Source organism: Streptomyces sp. SID9727 (assembly GCF_010550605.1).
Lineage (GTDB): Bacteria > Actinomycetota > Actinomycetes > Streptomycetales > Streptomycetaceae > Streptomyces.
The window spans coordinates 1-20,635 of sequence record NZ_JAAGNI010000142.1 but is presented as its reverse complement, the minus strand read 5'-3'; the positions used below and the strand labels follow the sequence as shown (position 1 = coordinate 20,635).

General features: G+C 72.3%; 20 protein-coding genes and 1 pseudogene. 14 read left to right on the top strand and 7 right to left on the bottom strand.

Annotation, left to right across the window (positions count from 1 at the left end):
- Nucleotides 1-431, bottom strand: a pseudogene (locus tag G3I41_RS09720) (hypothetical protein); the annotation flags it as partial.
- Nucleotides 432-489: 58 nt separating this feature from the next.
- Complete coding sequence (locus G3I41_RS09715; protein WP_164399812.1) at nt 490-1,815, bottom strand: DUF2252 domain-containing protein; 1,326 nt, start codon at nt 1,813-1,815, stop codon at nt 490-492.
- A gap of 201 nt (nt 1,816-2,016) precedes the next feature.
- On the opposite strand from G3I41_RS09715, the gene dnaE reads away from it, so the two are divergent.
- Nucleotides 2,017-5,553 (top strand): DNA polymerase III subunit alpha, encoded by a 3,537-nt coding sequence (gene dnaE, locus G3I41_RS09710; RefSeq protein ID WP_164399811.1) that lies wholly within the window; start codon nt 2,017-2,019, stop codon nt 5,551-5,553.
- A 77-nt stretch (nt 5,554-5,630) separates the two neighbouring features.
- On the opposite strand, the gene G3I41_RS09705 is transcribed toward dnaE, so the two are convergent.
- Complete coding sequence (locus G3I41_RS09705) at nt 5,631-5,810, bottom strand: hypothetical protein (RefSeq protein WP_164399810.1); 180 nt, start codon at nt 5,808-5,810, stop codon at nt 5,631-5,633.
- Between the two features lie 222 nt (nt 5,811-6,032).
- Here G3I41_RS09705 and G3I41_RS09700 point away from each other — a divergent pair, with 222 nt between their 5' ends.
- From G3I41_RS09700 to G3I41_RS09685, 4 genes are all read left to right on the top strand, one after another.
- On the top strand, nt 6,033-7,343 hold the full coding sequence (locus tag G3I41_RS09700) for an NYN domain-containing protein (protein WP_164399809.1): 1,311 nt from the start codon (nt 6,033-6,035) through the stop codon (nt 7,341-7,343).
- Between the two features lie 154 nt (nt 7,344-7,497).
- The gene (locus G3I41_RS09695) at nt 7,498-8,472 is read left to right on the top strand and encodes an ABC transporter ATP-binding protein (protein ID WP_164399813.1); all 975 of its coding nucleotides are present in this window, start codon (nt 7,498-7,500) and stop codon (nt 8,470-8,472) included.
- On the top strand, nt 8,469-9,251 hold the full coding sequence (locus G3I41_RS09690; RefSeq protein WP_164399808.1) for an ABC transporter permease: 783 nt from the start codon (nt 8,469-8,471) through the stop codon (nt 9,249-9,251). The genes G3I41_RS09695 and G3I41_RS09690 overlap by 4 nt, the downstream gene beginning before the upstream one ends.
- Nucleotides 9,252-9,285: 34 nt before the next feature.
- On the top strand, nt 9,286-10,014 hold the full coding sequence (locus G3I41_RS09685; RefSeq protein ID WP_164399807.1) for an ABC transporter permease: 729 nt from the start codon (nt 9,286-9,288) through the stop codon (nt 10,012-10,014).
- A gap of 215 nt (nt 10,015-10,229) precedes the next feature.
- On the opposite strand, the gene ybaK is transcribed toward G3I41_RS09685, so the two are convergent.
- The 4 genes from ybaK to G3I41_RS09665 form a co-directional block, all read right to left on the bottom strand.
- Entirely contained in the window at nt 10,230-10,730 is a 501-nt protein-coding gene (ybaK, locus tag G3I41_RS09680) for a Cys-tRNA(Pro) deacylase (protein WP_164399806.1), read from the bottom strand.
- Between the two features lie 4 nt (nt 10,731-10,734).
- On the bottom strand, nt 10,735-11,478 hold the full coding sequence (locus G3I41_RS09675; RefSeq protein ID WP_164399805.1) for an LON peptidase substrate-binding domain-containing protein: 744 nt from the start codon (nt 11,476-11,478) through the stop codon (nt 10,735-10,737).
- A gap of 5 nt (nt 11,479-11,483) precedes the next feature.
- Nucleotides 11,484-12,512, bottom strand: a complete 1,029-nt coding sequence (locus tag G3I41_RS09670; RefSeq protein ID WP_239081559.1) for a hypothetical protein — start codon at nt 12,510-12,512, stop codon at nt 11,484-11,486.
- A 147-nt stretch (nt 12,513-12,659) separates the two neighbouring features.
- Nucleotides 12,660-14,261 (bottom strand): oxidoreductase, encoded by a 1,602-nt coding sequence (locus G3I41_RS09665; RefSeq protein WP_164399803.1) that lies wholly within the window; start codon nt 14,259-14,261, stop codon nt 12,660-12,662.
- Between the two features lie 146 nt (nt 14,262-14,407).
- Between G3I41_RS09665 and hisD the strand changes: the two genes are divergently transcribed.
- The 9 genes from hisD to G3I41_RS09625 form a co-directional block, all read left to right on the top strand.
- A complete protein-coding gene (gene hisD / locus G3I41_RS09660) occupies nt 14,408-15,730 on the top strand; it encodes a histidinol dehydrogenase (RefSeq protein WP_164399802.1) in 1,323 nt (440 codons plus the stop codon).
- Nucleotides 15,727-16,863, top strand: coding sequence for a histidinol-phosphate transaminase (locus G3I41_RS09655; protein WP_164399801.1), 1,137 nt, complete (start codon nt 15,727-15,729; stop codon nt 16,861-16,863). Before hisD ends, G3I41_RS09655 begins: the two co-directional genes overlap by 4 nt.
- Nucleotides 16,860-17,456, top strand: coding sequence for an imidazoleglycerol-phosphate dehydratase HisB (gene hisB / locus G3I41_RS09650; protein ID WP_073968221.1), 597 nt, complete (start codon nt 16,860-16,862; stop codon nt 17,454-17,456). Before G3I41_RS09655 ends, hisB begins: the two co-directional genes overlap by 4 nt.
- Complete coding sequence (locus tag G3I41_RS36330; RefSeq protein ID WP_203600638.1) at nt 17,453-17,620, top strand: hypothetical protein; 168 nt, start codon at nt 17,453-17,455, stop codon at nt 17,618-17,620. The genes hisB and G3I41_RS36330 overlap by 4 nt, the downstream gene beginning before the upstream one ends.
- Nucleotides 17,621-17,637: 17 nt before the next feature.
- On the top strand, nt 17,638-18,279 hold the full coding sequence (gene hisH, locus G3I41_RS09645; protein WP_073864622.1) for an imidazole glycerol phosphate synthase subunit HisH: 642 nt from the start codon (nt 17,638-17,640) through the stop codon (nt 18,277-18,279).
- Nucleotides 18,279-19,004, top strand: a complete 726-nt coding sequence (priA, locus tag G3I41_RS09640; RefSeq protein WP_143619106.1) for a bifunctional 1-(5-phosphoribosyl)-5-((5-phosphoribosylamino)methylideneamino)imidazole-4-carboxamide isomerase/phosphoribosylanthranilate isomerase PriA — start codon at nt 18,279-18,281, stop codon at nt 19,002-19,004. The genes hisH and priA overlap by 1 nt, the downstream gene beginning before the upstream one ends.
- Entirely contained in the window at nt 19,001-19,405 is a 405-nt protein-coding gene (locus G3I41_RS09635) for a RidA family protein (protein ID WP_164399800.1), read from the top strand. Before priA ends, G3I41_RS09635 begins: the two co-directional genes overlap by 4 nt.
- Nucleotides 19,402-20,157: an imidazole glycerol phosphate synthase subunit HisF gene (gene hisF / locus G3I41_RS09630; RefSeq protein WP_164399799.1), complete on the top strand. Its 756-nt coding sequence runs from the start codon at nt 19,402-19,404 to the stop codon at nt 20,155-20,157. Before G3I41_RS09635 ends, hisF begins: the two co-directional genes overlap by 4 nt.
- Nucleotides 20,158-20,267: 110 nt before the next feature.
- Nucleotides 20,268-20,635: ATP-binding protein (locus tag G3I41_RS09625; protein ID WP_343242097.1), on the top strand; the 368-nt coding region annotated here is incomplete at its 3' end.

Below are 20,635 nucleotides of genomic sequence, written 5' to 3'. Positions count from 1 at the left end.
CCGGGGGAGGCGAGCAGCGCGGCGGCGCCCCGGCCGCTCGCGGTCACCGAGGCGAGCGGGGTGCCGACGTCGCCGAGCTGCGCGGTGCCGGGGCCGAGGTCGCCGCCGCACAGGACGTCGACGCCCACCGAGCGCAGGGGGCCCGCTATCGGGCCGCCCGCCGCCCCGTAGCAGAGATGCTGGCCGGTGGTGAAGAAGGTGTCGGCGGCCAGCTCCAGGGGGACCAGGAGTCCGGCGATCGCACCGAAGCCGCGCTGGCGGCCGGCCAGGGCGTAGGCCGCCGCGAAGACGGCCCCGGCCAGCACGGCCACGGGGACCAGGGGCAGCGCGACCTGGGAGAGCAGGACGTGGGACGCGGCGGAGAGCGTCACGACGAGCGCTGTGAAAAGCGCCGCGCGTGCCGCTCTGAGCTGCGTCCCGGATATGTCCATCGCCCAGGAGTGTCGCATGCGAACCTGTAAGCGACCCCTAAAGGTTCGGTTCCGCCCGCTACAGCCCCGGGATGCGGCCGTTGCGGAAGAGGTCCACGAAGATCTGGTGGTCCGCGCGGGCCCGGGCGCCGTAGCTGTGGGCGAAGTCCACGAGGAGCTCCCCGAAGCCCTCCTCGTCGGCCGCGATGGCGGCGTCGATCGCCCGCTCCGTGGAGAACGGCACCAGCGAGTGGCCGCTCTCGTCGTCCGCCGCCGCGTGCATCGTCGCCGTGGCCCGGCCGAGGTCGGCGACGACCGCCGCGATCTCGTCGGGCTCGTCGATGTCGGACCAGTCCAGGTCCACCGCGTACGGCGACACCTCGGCGACCAGCTGGCCGGCACCGTCCAGTTCGGTCCAGCCGAGCCACGGGTCGGCGTGGGCCTGCAGGGCGCGCTGCGAGATCACCGTGCGGTGGCCCTCGTGCCGGAAGTAGCCGCGCACCGCCGGGTCCGTGATGTGCCGGGAGACGGCCGGGGTCTGCGCCTGCTTGAGGTAGATCACCACGTCGTTCTCCAGGGCGTCGCTGTTGCCCTCAAGGAGGATGTTGTACGAGGGCAGGCCCGCCGAGCCGATGCCGATGCCGCGCCGGCCCACCACGTCCTTCACCCGGTACGAGTCCGGCCGGGTCAGGCTCGACTCCGGCAGCGTCTCCAGATAGCCGTCGAACGCGGCCAGCACCTTGTACCGCGTCGCCGCGTCCAGGTCGATCGCGCCGCCGCCCTCGGCGAACCGGCGCTCGAAGTCGCGGATCTCGGTCATCGAGTCCAGCAGCGAGAACCGGGTCAGCGAGCGGGCGGCCCGCAGCGCGCCGAGCAGCGGCCCCTCGGCGGTGTCCAGCGTGAAGGGCGGGACCTCGTCGTTCTTGGCGCCCGTGGCCAGGGCGCGGATGCGCTCGCGGTAGGCGGCCGCGTAGATCCGTACCAGCTCGGTGATCTGCTCGTCGCCCAGCGCCTTCGCGTACCCCAGCAGCGCGACCGAGCCGGCGAAGCGCTTGAGGTCCCAGGTGAAGGGGCCCACGTACGCCTCGTCGAAGTCGTTCACGTTGAAGACGAGGCGGCCGTTGGCGTCCATGTAGGTGCCGAAGTTCTCCGCGTGGAGGTCGCCGTGGATCCAGACCCGGCCGGTGCGCTCGTCCAGATACGGGCCGCCGTGCCGCTCGTGCTCCAGGTCGCTGTAGAACAGGCAGGCCGTGCCCCGGTAGAACGCGAACGCCGAGCCCGCCATCTTGCGGAACTTGACCCGGAAGGCCGCCGGATCGGCGGCCAGCAGCTCCCCGAAGGCGGTGTCGAAGACCTCGAGAATCTGCTCCCCGCGCCGCTCCGCGCCGGTCTGCGTGTCCGACATCTGTGACTGCCTCCTGCTGCCTGGCCTGGGTGATGACGTGCATGACAAAAGGGACGGGTGGTCCCGCCCTTCCAACGCGCGACCGTATCGCGGAGTGCCCGTCGCCGCGCCCCTCGGAGACGTAGACTTCCACGCTGTCCCCCCAGACATCCCGAGACGTCACCCGTCCCGTCATCCACATTTCCCCGGAGGCACAGCGCCGTGACCAAGCCGCCCTTCACGCACCTTCACGTCCACACCCAGTACTCGCTGCTGGACGGTGCCGCGCGGCTCAAGGACATGTTCACGGCGTGCAACGACATGGGCATGACCCATATCGCCATGACGGACCACGGCAACCTGCACGGGGCGTACGACTTCTTCCACTCGGCGAAGAAGGCGGACGTGACGCCGATCATCGGCATCGAGGCGTACGTCGCGCCCGAGTCGCGCAAGCACAAGCGGAAGATCCAGTGGGGCCAGCCGCACCAGAAGCGCGACGACGTCTCCGGTTCGGGTGGTTACACCCACAAGACGATCTGGGCGGCGAACGCGACCGGTCTGCACAACCTCTTCAAGCTGTCCTCCGACGCCTACGCCGAGGGCTGGCTCCAGAAGTGGCCGCGTATGGACAAGGAGACCATCGCCCAGTGGTCCGAGGGCCTGATCGCGTCCACCGGCTGCCCCTCCGGCGAGGTCCAGACGCGGCTGCGGCTCGGCCAGTTCGACGAGGCGCTGAAGGCGGCGTCCGACTACAAGGACATCTTCGGCGAGGGGCGCTACTTCCTGGAGCTGATGGACCACGGCATCGAGATCGAGCGCCGGGTCCGCGACGGGCTCCTGGAGATCGGCAAGAAGCTCTCGATCCCGCCGCTCGTGACGAACGACTCGCACTACACGTACGCCTCCGAGGCGACCGCGCACGACGCCCTGCTCTGCATCCAGACCGGCAAGAACCTCTCCGACCCGGACCGCTTCCGCTTCGACGGAACCGGCTACTACCTGAAGACCACGGACGAGATGTACGGCGTCGACTCCTCCGACGCCTGGCAGGAGGGGTGCGCCAACACCCTCCTGGTCGCCGAGCAGATCGACACCTCCGGGATGTTCGAGAAGCGCGACCTGATGCCGAAGTTCGACATCCCCGAGGGCTACACGGAGATCACCTGGTTTCAGGAGGAGGTCCGGACCGGGATGAACCGCCGTTTCCCGAACGGCGTCCCCGAGGACCGGCAGAAGCAGGTCGAGTACGAGATGGACATCATCATCCAGATGGGGTTCCCGGGGTACTTCCTGGTCGTCGCCGACTTCATCATGTGGGCCAAGAACAACGGCATCGCGGTCGGCCCCGGCCGAGGCTCCGCGGCCGGTTCGATCGTCTCGTACGCGATGGGCATCACCGACCTCGACCCGATCGAGCACGGACTGATCTTCGAGCGGTTCCTCAACCCCGAGCGCGTGTCCATGCCCGACGTCGACATCGACTTCGACGAGCGCAGGCGCGTCGAGGTCATCCGGTACGTGACGGAGAAGTACGGCGCCGACAAGGTCGCCATGATCGGCACCTACGGCAAGATCAAGGCCAAGAACGCGATCAAGGACTCCGCCCGCGTCCTCGGCTACCCGTACGCCATGGGCGACCGGCTCACCAAGGCCATGCCCGCCGACGTCCTCGGCAAGGGCATCGACCTCAACGGCATCACCGACCCCAGCCACCCGCGTTACAGCGAGGCGGGCGAGATCCGGGGGATGTACGAGAACGAGCCCGACGTCAAGAAGGTCATCGACACCGCCAAGGGCGTCGAGGGCCTGGTCCGGCAGATGGGCGTGCACGCCGCCGGCGTCATCATGTCCAGCGAGCCGATCGTGGACCACGCCCCGGTCTGGGTGCGGCACACCGACGGCGTCACCATCACGCAGTGGGACTACCCGCAGTGCGAATCGCTCGGCCTGCTGAAGATGGACTTCCTGGGGCTGCGCAACCTGACGATCATGGACGACGCCATCAAGATGGTGAAGTCCAACAAGGGCGTCGACCTGGAGATGCTCGCCCTGCCGCTGGACGACCCCAAGACGTACGAGCTGCTGTGCCGCGGTGACACGCTCGGCGTGTTCCAGTTCGACGGCGGGCCGATGCGCTCGCTGCTGCGCCAGATGCAGCCCGACAACTTCGAGGACATCTCCGCCGTCTCGGCCCTCTACCGGCCGGGCCCGATGGGCATGAACTCGCACACGAACTACGCCGAGCGCAAGAACGGGCGCCAGGAGATCACCCCGATCCACCCTGAGCTGGAGGAACCGCTCAAGGAGGTCCTGGGCCTCACCTACGGCCTGATCGTGTACCAGGAGCAGGTGCAGAAGGCCGCCCAGATCGTCGCCGGCTACTCGCTCGGCGAGGCCGACATCCTGCGCCGCGTGATGGGCAAGAAGAAGCCCGAGGAGCTGGCGAAGAACTTCGTCCTCTTCGAGGCCGGCGCCAAGAAGAAGGGTTTCTCGGACGCGGCGATCAAGGCGCTCTGGGACGTCCTGGTCCCGTTCGCCGGGTACGCGTTCAACAAGGCGCACTCCTCGGCGTACGGCCTGGTCACCTACTGGACCGCGTACCTCAAGGCGAACTACCCCGCCGAGTACATGGCCGCCCTGCTGACCTCCGTCAAGGACGACAAGGACAAGTCCGCCGTCTACCTCAACGAGTGCCGGCGCATGGGCATCAAGGTGCTCCCGCCGAACGTCAACGAGTCGGAGTCCAACTTCGCGGCCCAGGGCGACGACGTGATCCTCTTCGGGCTCACGGCCGTCCGCAACGTCGGCCAGAACGTCGTGGACTCGATCATCCGGTGCCGCAAGCAGAAGGGGAAGTACAGCTCCTTCCCCGACTTCCTGGACAAGGTCGAGGCCGTCGTCTGCAACAAGCGGACCGTGGAGTCCCTCATCAAGGCCGGCGCCTTCGACGAGATGGGCCACACCCGCAAGGGGCTCGTCGCCCACCACGAACCCATGATCGACAACGTGGTGCAGGTCAAGCGCAAGGAGGCCGAGGGGCAGTTCGACCTCTTCGGCGGCGGCGAGGAGGACAGCGACGAGCCGGGCTTCGGGCTCGACGTGGAGTTCTCCGACGTCGAGTGGGAGAAGTCCTACCTGCTGGCCCAGGAGCGCGAGATGCTCGGGCTCTACGTCTCCGACCACCCGCTGTTCGGTCTGGAGCACGTCCTGTCCGACAAGTCCGACGCGGCGATCTCGCAGCTCACCGGCGGTGAACACGCCGACGGCGCGATCGTCACCGTGGGCGGCATCATCTCCGGCCTCCAGCGCAAGATGACCAAGCAGGGCAACGCCTGGGCCATCGCCACCGTGGAGGACCTGGCCGGCTCCATCGAGTGCATGTTCTTCCCCGCCACCTACCAGCTGGTCTCCACCCAGCTCGTGGAGGACACCGTCGTCTTCGTCAAGGGGCGCCTCGACAAGCGCGAGGACGTGCCGCGCCTGGTCGCCATGGAGATGCAGGTCCCCGACATCTCCAACGCGGGGACCAACGCGCCCGTCGTCCTGACCATCCCCACGGTCCGGGTGACCCCGCCCATGGTCAGCCGGCTCGGCGAGGTGCTGAACAGCCACCGGGGCGACACCGAGGTGCGCATCCGGCTCCAGGGCCCCCGCACGACCACGGTGCTCCGGCTCGACCGGCACCGGGTGAAGCCGGACCCGGCGCTCTTCGGCGACCTGAAGGTGCTGCTCGGGCCGTCCTGCCTGGCGGGCTGAGCACGGACGTACGGGAGGGGCGGCTCCGCTTGCGCGGGGTCGCCCCTCCCGGTGTGCCGGCCTTGCCGGGAGTCCGGTCAGTTGTGGCCGAAGCGCCGCTGATGCTTGCGCGCAACATCGGCAGGGCTGCCCTGGGACTGCGACTCCATCGCGCTCCGCGCTTCGGCGGCCGTCGCACGTGCCTCCTGAGCACCGCGCTCCGCCTGCGAAGCGCGGTCCTGCTGGCTGCCCTGCTTGCGGTTCTTGTTCTTGGCCATGGTGTTCCTCCTCTAAGGACTCTCGGGGCCAGGACCACCGTCAGATTCACATAATCGGATAAACATCGCATGTCGGATCATTACCGTGCGTAGTGACGGGGTATGATGCGCGCTTTTCGCGATCCGCCACGCCGATGATCGAGTTCCGGCCGTTAACCCCGGCATGGTCGGGCAGACTCGAAGGAACCTTGAGAAAACCCGATCCCGAGTGGCTGGAAGAGGGTGGAACGCGTGGACCGTTGCGTCGTCCTGGTGGACGCCGGCTACCTGCTGGGCGCAGCCGCGAGTCTGCTGGCGGGAGAGCCCGCCCGGTCCCGCATCACCGTCGACCACGCGGCCCTCATCCAGCAGCTGCGCGAACGCGCCGAGGCCGACACCGCGCAGCCGCTGCTGCGGATCTACTGGTTCGACGGCGCCCCCGACCGCGTCCCGCAGCCCGAGCACCGCAGGCTGCGCGTGATGCCCCGGGTCACCGTACGGCTGGGCGCCCTCACCCGAAGTGACGGCCGCTGGGCGCAGAAGGGCGTCGACGCGGCGATGCACGCCGAGCTCACCGAACTCGCCCGCAACCGCGCCTGCTCCGACGTGGTCCTGGTGACCGGCGACGGCGACCTGCTGCCCGGCCTGATGTCCGCCAAGGAGCACGGCGTCGCCGTCCACCTCTGGGCCGTCCAGGCCGCCGACGGCGACTACAACCAGTCGGAGGACCTGGTCGCCGAGGCCGACGAGCGCCGCGTCCTGGACCGCGCCTGGATCACCCAGGCCGTCCGGGCCAAGGAGACCGGCGGCCTCTGCGCCCCGCCGCCCGCCCCGCGCCCCGAGATCGCCGCGATCCTCTCCGCCCCGCTGCCCGAATCGGCCCTCGCCGCCTCCGCCGAGCGCGCGTCCCGGGCCGCCGCTCAGGCCGAGGCGGCCCGCGACGACGAGGAGGCGGCCCCCCGGCCCGGTGAGAGCCCCGCCCAGTCCGCACACGGACACGGCGCCAAGGGCGTGCCCACCCCGAAGGACCTCGCCGGCACCCTGCGCGGGCCCGCCGGACCGGTCGAGCGGCACCCCGCCCCGCAGCCCGCGGCGACCCTGCGCTGGTCGTCCGACCGGGGCTGGGTGGAGCGCGGCGGCCCGCTGGGCGAACCGGCGGAGACCGCGTCCCTGCCGACCCTCGCCCAGCTCACCAGCGCCGAACAGCGCTGGGCCGACCGCGAGGAGGACATCACCACGGTCGGCGGCGACCCCTTCGAAGTGGGCCAGGTCTTCGCCCGGCGTTGGATGGAACGGCTCCCGGAGACCGGCCACCTGCCGAAGCTCTCCACCCTCTACCCGCGCATCCCGCACCGCATCGACGGCGAACTCCTCCGGTACGCGGCCCGCTTCGGCCTCCTCGCCCACAAGGACGACCAGATCGACGAGCACGACCGGTACGCGATCCGGGCGGGCTTCTGGCGCGAGATCGACGTACGGGCCGCCGCCGACCACGCCCCGGCGGCCGAGCGGGCGGCGGAGAAGGCGGGGAAGGCCGGGCCCTCCGGAGACTGAGTCCACATCCGCCCGAGGGCCGCTCGACCCGGCCGCCCCCGGGCGCGCCGGTGTCCGATCGGTGCGGCCCCGGGCGTAATGCCGGTCCCCGGACCCCGTACCCTCGTACCTCGTGAGTACGGGGACAGCACAGGCGCCGACGGCGAGCGGCACCGTGTGCGCGGTGCGCGATCTGGTGAAGACCTACCCCCCGGTCCGGGGCCGGCGCGGCGCACCCGCGACCCCCGAAGTGCGCGCCACCGACGGCATCAGCCTCGACGTACGGCGCGGTGAGATCTTCGGACTGCTCGGGCCCAACGGAGCCGGCAAGTCCACCCTCGTGCGCCAGCTCACCGGGCTCATGCGGCCCGACTCCGGCAGTGTCGACATCCTCGGCCACGACCTCGTGCGCCACCCCGAGCGGGCCTCCCGGCTGATCGGCTACCTCGGGCAGGAGTCCACCGCGCTGGACGAGCTGACCGTCGCCCTGGCCGCCGAGACCACCGGGCGGCTGCGCGGGCTTTCCCTGCGCGAGGCCCGGGCCGAGCGCGACGCGGTCCTGGACGAGCTCGGCCTCACCGACATCGCCGCCCGGCCGCTGAAGAAGCTCTCCGGCGGCCAGCGGCGCCTCGCCTGCTTCGCCGCCGCGCTCGTCGGGGAGCGTCCCGTGCTCGTCCTGGACGAGCCGACGACCGGCATGGACCCGGTGGCACGGCGCGCCGTCTGGGCCGCCGTCGACCGCCGGCGCGCGGAGCGCGGTGCGACGGTCCTGCTCGTCACCCACAACGTCATCGAGGCCGAGACCGTCCTCGACCGGGTCGCCGTCATCGAACGCGGCAAGGTCATCGCCTGCGACACCCCCGCCGGGCTCAAGGAGCGCGTCGCCGGGGAGGTCAGGGTCGAGCTGGTGTGGCGCGAGCGCGCCCCCCTGGAGATCCCCGAGGTCGCGGCCCTGCGCGCGTCCGCACAGGAGTCCGGGCGGCGCTGGGCGCTGCGGCTCGCGCCCGACGAGGCACGCGCGGCGGTCGCCGCGGTCACCGGGGGCGCGGCCTTCGCGGCGCTCGACGACTTCAGCCTGGCGACGCCGAGCCTGGAGGACGTCTACCTCGCGCTCGGCGGCGGCGCGACCAAGGGACTGGTGAAGGCATGAGCGGAATCGGTGCGGTGGCCGGGGCGGCGGTGCTCGCCCCCCGGGCCCGGCTGTTCCCCTCCCTCGCGGCCGTCTACCGCGCCCAGCTCTCCCGGGCCCGGGTGGCCCGCATCCCGCTGCTCTTCGTGGCGACCTTCCAGTCCGTCGGGATCATGATCCTCATGCGGGGGGTGGTGGACGGCGGCTCCGAGGCGCGGGCCGTCGTCGCGGGCTCCAGCGTCCTGGTCGTCGCCTTCGTCGCGCTGAACCTCCTCGCCCAGTACTTCGGGCAGCTCCGGGCGGGCGGCGGGCTCGACCACTACGCCACCCTGCCCGTGCCGCCCGCCGCCGTCGTGCTCGGCGCGGCGGGGGCGTACGCCTCCTTCACCGTGCCGGGGACCGTGGTCACGGCGGTGACCGGCAGCGTGCTGTTCGGGCTGCCGATGGCGCATCTGTGGGTGCTCGTGGCCGTCGTACCGCTGTCCGGCGCGGCGCTCTCGGGGCTCGGCGCCGCCCTAGGGCTCCTCGCGCCGCGCCAGGAGCTCGCCACGTTGCTCGGGCAGCTGGGCATGTCCGCCGCGCTCCTGCTGGGCGTCCTGCCGGCCGACCGGCTGCCGGAGCCGGTGGGCTGGGCGCGCGACCTGCTGCCGTCCACGTACGGGGTGGAGGCGCTGGCCCGGTCCTTCGGCGCCCGTCCCGACTGGGCGGTCGTCGCGCTCGACCTCGCGGTCTGCGCCGTCGTCGGTGTGGTCTCGCTCGCCGTGGCCACCTGGGCGTACCGCAGGGCGGCGGTCCGGTGAGGCGCGGCTCACGGGCGCCTGGCACGATGGCACGGTGACCGCACCTCTGACGCCGCCGAACCGGCCCTCGTCCGACGACCACCACGCGTGGCAGAAGCCGGCACCGGGGGGTGAGCCCGGCGGTGTTCCGTACGGTTCCCACCTGGCGCCCTCGCCGGGGGTGGACCGGGACGAGCTGCGGGCGGATCTGCGGCGGGCGGGCGTCGTCGCGGCCGCGGTGACCGTCGCCGGTGTGCTGCTGGGGCTGCTGTGGCTGTGGCTGGCGCCCCGGGTGCCGCTCATCTCCGACAACACCGCGGTGTTCCTCAACGACAGCGAGGGCGAGGAGGCGATCGGGGCCGACGGCACGTTCGCCCTCCTCGGGCTGGCGTTCGGGGCGGTCTCGGCGGGTCTCGTGTTCTGGTTCCACCGGCGCGGCGGGATCTGGCTGACGGTGGGACTCGCGGTCGGCAGCGTGCTCGGGTCGCTGCTGGCGTGGCAGCTCGGGACGCGGCTGGGGCCCACGTCCGACGTGGTCGCGCACGCACGGGAGGTCGGCAAGGGGGTCGTGTTCGACGCGCCGTTGGAGATGCACGCGCACGGGGTGCTGCTGGCTTGGGGGCTGGCGGCGATGGTGGTGCATCTGGGGTTGACGGCGGCGTGGGGGCCGCGGGAGTTCGAGGGGGAGTGGGCCTCTTACGAGGGGTGGGGGCCGGGGGCGTCTTCGGCGCCGTCTTCCGGGGCGGGGGCGTCCGGGGCCGCCTCGCCGTCCGACGGGGCGTAGGGGCCGCTGCGCGGGGCCTTCCCCTACCCGCCCCTTCCCGAAACCGGGGCTCCGCCCCGGACCCCGCGCCTCAAACGCCGGCGGGGTCGGGATGGCGGGGCTCGAACGCCGGCGAGGTCGGGCACATCCAGCCCGTCCGGCGTTTGAGGACGGAACCGGTCCGCCGGGGGGCCGCGCCTCGCGGTGCCGGTCGATCGGGGGCTCCGCCCCCCCACTCAGCCCCGGCCGATGTCCGCGAACACCGCGCCCGTCAGCGCCGCCAGGTCCTCCGGTGCGAGTTCCACCTCCAGGCCCCGGCGGCCCGCCGAGACGCAGATCGTCGCGTGGGCGCGGGCCGACGCGTCCAGGACCGTGGGGAGGCGTTTGCGCTGGCCCAGGGGGGAGATGCCGCCCCGGACGTAGCCCGTGGTGCGTTCCGCCGCCGCCGGGTCCGCCATCGTGGCGCGTTTGCCGCCCGCCGCCGCGGCCAGCGCCTTCAGGTCCAGGCTCCCGGCGACCGGGACGACCGCGACCGTCAGGCGGCCGTCCACGTCGGCGACCAGGGTCTTGAAGACGCGGTCGGGGGAGACGCCCAGCGCCTGGGCCGCCTCCTCGCCGTAGGAGGGCGACGCCGGATCGTGGTCGTACGCGTGCACGGTGAACGCCGTGCCCGCCGCCGTCAGGACGACCGTGGCGGGGGTGCCGCCGGACGGGGACTTCTTCTGCTTCTTGGCCATGGCCTCAGTTGGGGTGCGTCGGGGCGACGGTCAGGTCCACCGCGGGCAGCGACGGCAGGTGCCGGATCACCGCCGTCTCCGAGCGCAGGAGCCGCAGCTCCTCGCGGAGGCGGGTCGCGGTGTCCGGGGCCTGGAGGAGGCGCTGCTTGGCGGGCACGTCCAGGACCACTGTCGAGGCGACCAGGTACGAGACGACCGAGGGGTCGTCCGGCAGGTCCGCGCCCGTGGTGAGGGAGCGCTCGCTCGCGCCCGCCAGGCGCTTCTGGTAGCCGCGGAAGGCCCGCAGAACGCCCTCCGCGAGCGGGCCCGCCTCGTCGCCCGGGTCCTCCTCCAGCTCCTCCAGCTCGGCTGTGAGGAAGGGGCCGCTCGCGTCCACGGACAGGAGCCGGACCCGGGTGGTGCCGGTGGCCAGGACCTCGAAGCTGCCGTCCGCGCGCTCCCGGATGGTCGCGGCGTCGGCGACGCAGCCCACCCGGTGCAGCGACTGGAGGGGATCGGCGCCGAAGCCGTCGCCCGGGCCGCGTTCGACGGGCTCACGGACCGCGTCCGGCATGCCGAGACCCGTTACGGCGGTCTCCCGGCCGTCCCGGATGGCGACCACGGCGAACCGGCGCGGTTCGTCCTCGTCCATGGTCAGGAGCTCGCGCATCATGGCGCGGTACCGCTCCTCGAAGACGTTGAGGGGCAGCACGAGGCCCGGGAACAGCACCGCGTTCAGCGGGAACAGAGGCAGGCGAGCGGTGGTCACAGCGGTCAAGCGTAATGGCCGCGCGCCCGTCCTCGTCCGGAGCCTTGCCGCAACGGGGTCCCGGAGGCCACCCGCAGCCGTGTGCTGTCCCGCGCGTCCAGGAACCGGCCCAGCGGATCGCCGGACACCGAAGCCCACGGGAACGAGGACGCGTGCGCGCCGATCCGGCCGAACTGCTCCAGCGCCTCCGCCCACCGGCCGCGTACCACCAGGACGTACGCGAGCAGGTTGCGGACCTCGGCCGGCCACGGGTCGCCCGGGGCGAAGGCGGCGGACAGGGAGATCGCCAGATCCGCCGCCGCGTCGATCCGTTCCTCCTGGACCGAGGTCGACCGGGCGTCCCACGCCCCCTCGGTCAGCATCGCGAAGGCCGCGCGCAGCGGCAGCGCCTGGACCAGGGAGCTGGGCACCGAGTCCTCGGCGGCCCGCTCCGCGAAGTCGAAGCACTCCCGGTGCGAGCCGTACCAGGCGGCCGACAGGTACTGGAGCGCGGCGACATGGCAGCCGTAGTGGTGCGTGGAACGCTGGAGGGCCTGCTCCCACAGCGCCTCGAACGTGGTGTGCGCGGCCTGCGTGCCCCGGGCGTGGTCGAGCGCGAGGCGCCAGGGGACCGGGTCGCGCGGATCACCGGCCGCGGCCGCCGTGATCAGCGGCCCCACCTCGCGCAGCTGCTCCGCGCGCGCCGGGGACTCCCAGGCGCGGTCGACCGCGAGCTGCGCCTTGACGAGCAGCGCGTCAGGGTCGTGCGGCGCGGCGGCCAGCCAGTCCGCGAGCCAGCCGTCCCGGTTCCGGGCGAACGCGACGAGCCGTCTCAGATAGCGGTCCCGGCTCTCCCACTCGGCCGCGTCCCGGGTGGTCGCCAGGAGCTTCGCGGCCGGTTCGTACTCTCCGGCCGCGGCGGCCACCAGCGCGGGGGAGAGCCGTTCGTCGGGGGCGTCGAGCAGCACCGCGTGGTCCGCGGGCAACCCGGTCGAGAGCGCCGGGGTGTGCCGGATCACGCGCGCGGTTCGGAGCAGAGCGCGGAGGAAAGGCATGGTGCAGACCATTGAAAAGCGCTGGTGGAGGCGGCGCCAAGGGAAGCGCTGTGAAGCATTTGTGCCGAGTGGATGGGTTGTCCGGCCAATGGTCAAGGTGCGGTAAAGAAATGCGTGGATTCTGGCCGATTCCCGTTGGTTCGGTGGTCAGCTGCGGCGCAGCATCCGGGAGGCGCCCGCCGCGACCGTGGTGGCCAGTATCCATCCCACCAGGACCAGCCCGGCCGCCATCCACTGCCAGCCGCCGTCAAGACGCCAGTAGCCCTGCTGGCCGAGGTCGATCACCGGGATGAGCAGGTCCAGCGCGTAGAGCGCCGCGTTCCACTGCGGATGCTCCGCGCCCTTGATCGAGGCCGGGTCGTACCGGGAGAACGCGAACGTGCCCGCCGCCCACAGCACCGCCATCCACACCGCGGCCCGCCCCGGCCGGTAGCCGTACGCCACCGTCCAGTCCTGGAGGTAGCCCCAGAGCTTCCCGGCCGGCGGCAGGGTCTCGCGGCGGCGGCGCTGCTTGGCGAGCAGCACCTCCCGGGCGTCCGCGTCCTCACCGCAGCTGCGGAGCACCGCCGCCAGCCGCTCGTACGGCTCCGGCACGTACTCCGGGGTCGCCGCCGCCACCCACTCCAGGCGCCGGGAGAGCGGGAAGTGTCCGTACGGGACGAGGTTCTCGTACACGAACCCGCCCATCGCGAGCCCGCCCGGGCCCGGCCAGCTCGTGGAGACGTCGATCAGCGTGACGACCTTCGCGCCGTTGAGCACCACCCGGCCGCGCACCGGCCGCTCCGGGTTGAACCGCAGTTCCGGGGTGACCGTCCGGCGCAGCGACAGCTCCTCGTGCGTGTCCAGCACGAACACCGCCTTGTGCAGGTCCACCGCGTCGCCGAACCTGCCGTCGTCCAGCCGCACCCCGCCCCGGCAGCGGAACACCTGCGAGCGGGTGCCGTGCGCGGGGGTCGGCGACGTGGCGATGCCGTACGGGGGAGTGGTGCCCTGGTTCCCCGTGTCGACGCTGACCCACGCCTCGCTCATGTACAGCGTCCGCTCGACGCTGAGCTGCGGGGCGTTCAGCGCGCGGCGGCCCCGGGCCGCCCGCAGCCGGCTGCCGCGCAGGCTCAGCGAGCCGCCCACCTTCGCCCCGCGCAGACTCAGCTCGCCCAGCATGTCCGCCATCTCGGCCTGGAGGTCCTGGGCGACCGCCAGCCCGTCCCCGAGCAGTGCCCGCCCCTGCCGGTCCGGGCCGACCTCGATCTGGTTGACCAGCAGGTCCGTGCCGATCTGGGCGTCCGTGAGCCGGATGCCGCGCTCCACCCGGCAGCGCGGCAGATGCAGATCGCCCTCGGTGCGCAGCCGGGCCGCGTCGAAGCGGGGCACCGCGCACCCCACGAGCCGCAGGGTCGTGAAGTGGCACTCCGGGAACACCACCTCCTCGTCGAACCGGCAGCCGGTCAGCTCCACGTACGGATCGACGCGCCCGCCCGCCAGGTCCAGCTTCCCCGTGATCCGTATGCCCCAGAGCTTCAGCGCCGTCACCCGGCCCGGCCGGGGCGGCGGGCCGCTCAGCAGCAGCCGGGCGACGACCCGGGCGCCCACGCTGCGCTCGGGGCCCCACTCGTGCGGGGCGAACGGATCGTCGCGGGCCCGGTCGCGGGACCGGAGGTCGTAGGTCGTGCCGTTCCGGAAGGACTGCCACATGCCCAGCTCCGCCGCGCTGAGGCCGTCCGGGAGATCATCGTCGTGCCGCTCCGTCACGGGTGCCCCTTTCGTTCGGAGGCGTGATCCCGTTATTCCCTCTGAGTGACGGAATGAACGCACATAGTCAGCCGTCACAGCACCGGCATGTATCAGCCAGTGATACGGCCGTCCGGCCGCGCGCGGCGGTCTGCGAGAATTGCGGTGTGATCTCTCGAATCGATCTGCGCGGCGATGCCCTCCCCGAGGGCGGCGCCCTGCGCGACCTGCTGCCCCGTGCCGAGTTCGACGTGGAAGCCGCCCTGGAGACGGTGCGGCCCATCTGCGAGGACGTACGCCATCGCGGCTCGGCGGCAGTGATCGACTGGGGGGAGAAGTTCGACGGCGTCCGGCTGGAATCGGTCCGGGTGCCCGCCGCCGCCCTCGCCCGGGCGCTGGACGAGCTCGACCCGGCCGTCCGCGCCGCCCTCGACGAGTCCATCCGCCGCGCCCGCCTCGTCCACCGCGCCCAGCGCCGCACCACGCACACCACCCAGGTCGTCCCCGGCGGCACGGTCACCGAGAAGTGGGTGCCCGTCGACCGCGTCGGGCTCTACGTGCCGGGCGGTCGCGCGGTCTACCCGTCCTCCGTCGTGATGAACGTCGTCCCGGCTCAGGAGGCGGGCGTCCCCGGCCTCGCCGTCGCCTCGCCGCCCCAGGCGGAGTTCGGCGGACTGCCGCACCCGACGATCCTCGCCGCCTGCGCCCTCCTCGGCGTGGACGAGGTCTACGCGGCCGGCGGCGCCCAGGCCGTCGCGATGTTCGCGTACGGCACCGAGGAGTGCCTGCCCGTCGACCTGGTCACCGGCCCCGGCAACATCTACGTCGCCGCCGCCAAGCGCCTCCTCAAGGGCCGCATCGGCATCGACGCCGAAGCCGGACCCACCGAGATCGCCGTCCTGGCCGACGCCACCGCCGACCCGGTGCACGTCGCCGCCGACCTGATCAGCCAGGCCGAGCACGACCCGATGGCCGCCGCCGTCCTCGTCACCGACTCCGAGGAACTGGCCGCCGCCACCGAGGCCGAGCTGGTCACCCAGGTCGCCGCGACCAAGCACGTCGAGGAGCGGATCCAGCCCGCCCTGGCCGGCCGGCAGTCCGCGATCGTCCTCGTCAACGACCTGGAGGACGGGCTCACCGTCGTCAACGCGTACGCCGCCGAGCACCTGGAGATCCAGACCGCCGACGCCGCCGCGCTGGCCGACCGGGTCCGCAACGCCGGAGCGGTCTTCGTCGGCCCCTGGTCGCCCGTCTCGCTCGGCGACTACTGCGCGGGTTCCAACCACGTCCTGCCCACCGGCGGCTGCGCCTGCCACTCCTCGGGCCTGTCCGTGCAGTCCTTCCTGCGCGGCATCCACATCGTCGACTACACGCGCGACGCGCTCGCCGAGGTCGCCCACCACGTGGTGACCCTCGCCGAGGCGGAGGACCTCCCCGCCCACGGCGCCGCGCTCAAGGCCAGGTTCGGGTGGAAGGTTCCCCAGCAGTGACGAAGAACAACGCGGGCGGTCCCACGGCCAAGCCCTGGGACGCCCTGCCCCTCCGCGACGAACTGCGCGGCCAGTCCCCGTACGGCGCGCCCCAGCTCGACGTCCCCGTACGGCTCAACACCAACGAGAACCCCTACCCGCTGCCCGAGGCCCTGGTCGACCGCATCGCCGAGCGGGTCCGCGAGGCCGCCCGGGACCTCAACCGCTACCCCGACCGGGACGCCGTCGAGCTGCGCACCGAGCTCGCCCGCTACCTGACCCGCACCGCGGGGCACCGCGTCGAGACCGCCAACGTCTGGGCCGCCAACGGCTCCAACGAGGTCCTCCAGCAGCTGCTCCAGACCTTCGGCGGTCCCGGCCGCACCGCGATCGGCTTCGAGCCCTCCTACTCGATGCACGCCCTCATCTCCCGGGGCACCGGAACCGGCTGGATCTCCGGGCCGCGCAACGACGACTTCACCATCGACGTGGACGCCGCCCGCGCCGTCATCGCCGAGCGCCGCCCCGACGTCGTCTTCATCACCTCCCCGAACAACCCCACCGGCACCGCCGTCGACGCCGGCACCGTCCTCGCGCTGTACGAGGCCGCGCAGGCCGCCAAGCCGTCGATGGTCGTCGTGGACGAGGCGTACGGCGAGTTCAGCCACCACCCCTCGCTGCTCCCGCTGATCGAGGGCCGCCGCCACCTGGTCCTCTCGCGGACCATGTCGAAGGCGTTCGGCGCCGCCGGGCTCCGCCTCGGCTACCTGGCCGCCGACCCCGCCGTGGTCGACGCGGTGCAGCTGGTCCGGCTGCCGTACCACCTGTCCTCCGTCACCCAGGCCACCGCGCTCGCCGCCCTGGAGCACACCGATACGCTCCTCGGGTACGTCGCGCAGCTCAAGAGCGAGCGCGACCGGATCGTCGCCGAGCTGCGCGGTCTCGGCTTCGACGTCACCGAATCGGACGCCAACTTCGTCCAGTTCGGCCGCTTCGCCGACAGCCACACCGCCTGGCGGCAGATCCTCGACCGGGGCGTCCTGGTCCGGGACAACGGCGTACCGGGATGGCTGCGGGTCTCCGCGGGGACCCCGGCAGAGAACGACGCGTTCCTCGATGCGGTGCGCGGACTGAAGAAGGAGCACGACGCATGAACCCCCGCACAGGCCGCGTGGAACGCACCACGAAGGAGACGTCCGTCCTGGTCGAGATCAACCTCGACGGGACCGGCAAGGTCGACGTCGCGACCGGGGTCGGCTTCTACGACCACATGCTCGACCAGCTCGGCCGGCACGGTCTCTTCGACCTCACCGTCAAGACCGACGGCGACCTGCACATCGACTCGCACCACACCATCGAGGACACCGCCCTCGCGCTCGGCGCCGCCTTCAAGCAGGCGCTCGGCGACAAGGTCGGCATCTACCGCTTCGGCAACTGCACCGTCCCGCTGGACGAATCGCTCGCCCAGGTCACCGTCGACCTCTCCGGCCGCCCCTACCTGGTGCACACCGAGCCCGAGAACATGGCGCCGATGATCGGCGCGTACGACACGACGATGACCCGGCACATCCTGGAGTCGTTCGTCGCCCAGGCGCAGATCGCCCTGCACGTCCACGTCCCGTACGGGCGCAACGCGCACCACATCGTGGAATGCCAGTTCAAGGCGCTCGCCCGCGCCCTGCGCTACGCCAGCGAGCGCGACCCGCGCGCGGCCGGAATCCTCCCGTCCACGAAGGGCGCCCTGTGACCGGCCTGAACACCATCCTGATCCTGCTCGGCCTGTTCCTGGCCGGCGGGGTCTACTCCTTCGCCAAGCAGGGCATGCCCAAGGGCGTCATCGTCCTGCTCTCCATCGGCTCACTGATGTGCCTGGTGGCGGGCGTCCTGCGCATTCAAGGTCTCTGGGACTAGGAAGCGACGAGCGACACGTGGATACGAAGAAGAAGGTCGTCGTCTTCGACTACGGCTTCGGCAACGTCCGTTCTGCCGAGCGCGCCCTCGCCCACGTCGGCGCGGACGTCGAGATCACCCGCGACTTCGACGCCGCGATGAACGCGGACGGGCTGCTCGTGCCCGGCGTCGGCGCGTTCTCGGCGTGCATGGAGGGCCTGAAGAAGGCCCGCGGCGAGTGGGTCATCGGCCGCAGGCTGGCCGGCGGACGCCCCGTCATGGGGATCTGCGTCGGCATGCAGATCCTGTTCGAGCGCGGCATCGAGCACGGCGTGGAGACCGAGGGCCTGGACGAGTGGCCCGGCACGGTCGGCCCGCTGAAGGCCGACGTCGTCCCGCACATGGGCTGGAACACCGTCGAAGCCCCCGAGGACTCCCAGCTGTTCGCCGGACTCGACGCCGGTGCCCGGTACTACTTCGTGCACTCGTACGCGGCGCACGACTGGGACCTCGAAGTCACCAACCCGAAGATCCGCGCCCCCAGGGTCACCTGGGCCACGCACGGCGAACGGTTCGTGGCGGCCGTGGAGAACGGCGCGCTGTGGGCCACCCAGTTCCACCCCGAGAAGTCCGGCGATGCCGGCGCCCAGCTGCTGACCAACTGGATCGAGACGCTGTAATGCCGAAGCTTGAACTGCTCCCCGCCGTAGACGTCCGCGACGGCCAGGCGGTCCGCCTGGTGCACGGCGAGTCCGGCTCCGAGACCTCCTACGGCTCCCCGCTGGAGGCCGCACTCGCCTGGCAGCGCGCCGGCGCCGAGTGGCTGCACCTGGTCGACCTGGACGCCGCCTTCGGCACCGGCGACAACCGCGACCTCATCGCCGAGGTCGCCGGCGCCATGGACATCAAGGTCGAGCTGTCCGGCGGCATCCGCGACGACGCCTCGCTCGCCGCCGCCCTCGCCACCGGCTGCCGCCGGGTCAACCTCGGCACCGCCGCCCTGGAGACCCCCGAGTGGGTCGCCAAGGTCATCGCCGAGCACGGCGACAAGATCGCCGTCGGCCTCGACGTGCGCGGCACCACGCTGCGCGGCCGGGGCTGGACCCGCGACGGCGGCGACCTCTACGAGACGCTGGCCCGCCTCGACTCCGAGGGCTGCGCCCGCTACGTCGTCACCGACATCGCCAAGGACGGCACGCTCCAGGGCCCCAACCTGGAGCTCCTGAAGAACGTCTGCGCCGCCACCGACAAGCCCGTCGTCGCCTCCGGCGGCGTCTCCTCGCTGGACGACCTGCGCGCCATCGCCTCGCTCGTCCCGGCGGGCGTCGAGGGCGCGATCGTCGGCAAGGCCCTGTACGCGAAGGCGTTCACCCTGGAAGAGGCGCTGGAGGCGGTCTCCGCATGACCGATTCCGCAGCCGTGCGCCGCGTCTCCTCCGGCGCCCCCTGGGAGGAGAAGTTCGGCTACTCCCGCGCCGTCGAGCTGCCGAACGGCCTGGTGCTCGTCTCCGGCTGTACGTCGGTGGTGGGCGGCGAGATCGCCGCGGGCGGCCCGTACGACCAGACGGTCACCGCCTTCAACGTCGCCTTCGAGGCGCTGAAGGAGCTGGGCCTCGGCCGCGAGGACGTCGTCCGCACCCGGATGTACGTCATGCACGCCCGGGACACCGACGAGGTCGGCCGCGCCCACAAGGAGCTGTTCGACGCCGTGCGCCCCGCCGCCACCATGATCGTGGTCTCCGGCTTCGTCGACCCGAGCCTGGTCGTCGAGGTCGAGGTCGAGGCATACCGGGCGGGTGCGCGATGAGCCTCGCGGTACGCGTCATCCCCTGCCTCGACGTGGACAACGGCCGGGTCGTCAAGGGCGTCAACTTCCAGAACCTGCGGGACGCGGGCGACCCCGTCGAGATGGCGAAGCTGTACGACGCCGAGGGCGCCGACGAGCTGACCTTCCTGGACATCACCGCGTCCAGCGGCGACCGGGAGACCACCTACGACGTGGTGCGCCGCACCGCCGAGCAGGTCTTCATCCCGCTCACCGTCGGCGGCGGCGTCCGCACCCCGGACGACGTCGACAAGCTGCTCCGGGCCGGCGCGGACAAGGTGGGCGTCAACACGGCGGCCATCGCCCGGCCGGAGCTGATCCGGGAGATCGCCGAGCGCTTCGGCCGCCAGGTCCTGGTGCTCTCGGTGGACGCCCGGCGCACCCCCGAGGGCACGTTCGAGGTCACCACGCACGGCGGCCGCCGGGGCACCGGCATCGACGCCGTCGAGTGGGCCCACCGGGCGGCGGAGCTCGGCGCCGGCGAGATCCTGCTCAACTCGATGGACGCCGACGGTACGAAGGACGGCTACGACACCGAGATGATCGCCGCCGTCCGCGAGCACGTCGGCGTCCCCGTCATCGCCTCCGGCGGCGCCGGCCGGCTCGCGGACTTCGCGCCGGCCATCGACGCCGGGGCCGACGCGGTCCTGGCCGCGTCCGTCTTCCACTTCGGCGACCTGCGCATCTCCGAGGTCAAGGGCGCGCTGGCGGAGTCCGGGCACCCGGTGCGCTGACCGGGCGGATTGTGCGCGTGCACAGCGGTGGGGCGTCCTTCCCTGGGAGGGCGCCCCACCGCCGTACGCACGCCTTCCGGGCCGCGGCCCACGGACCTAGTGTGCCCCGCGTGACTCCCCCCACGACCGTTCTCAGTCCGCTCCGGCTGTACGGCCGCAGCGGCGAACTCGCAGCCCTGGACACCCTGTTGACGCGCCTGTGCCATGGCGACGGCGGCGCGCTGGTCCTCACGGCCCCGCCGGGCTCCGGCCGCACGGCCCTTCTCGCCCACGCCGTCGCCGCGTACCGCGCCCGGGGCGCGGGCCCGGCCCTCCAGGTCGTCGGCGCACCCGGCGAACGGTGGGCGCCGTACAGCGGGTTGCACGCGTTGCTGTGCGCGGCGGGCCCCGCGCCCGGCGACCCCGACCGCGTGCTGCGCGACGGCCTCCCGCACGCCGCGTTCCTCGCCCTCCTCCGGCGGATCGGCGGCGGGCGGCC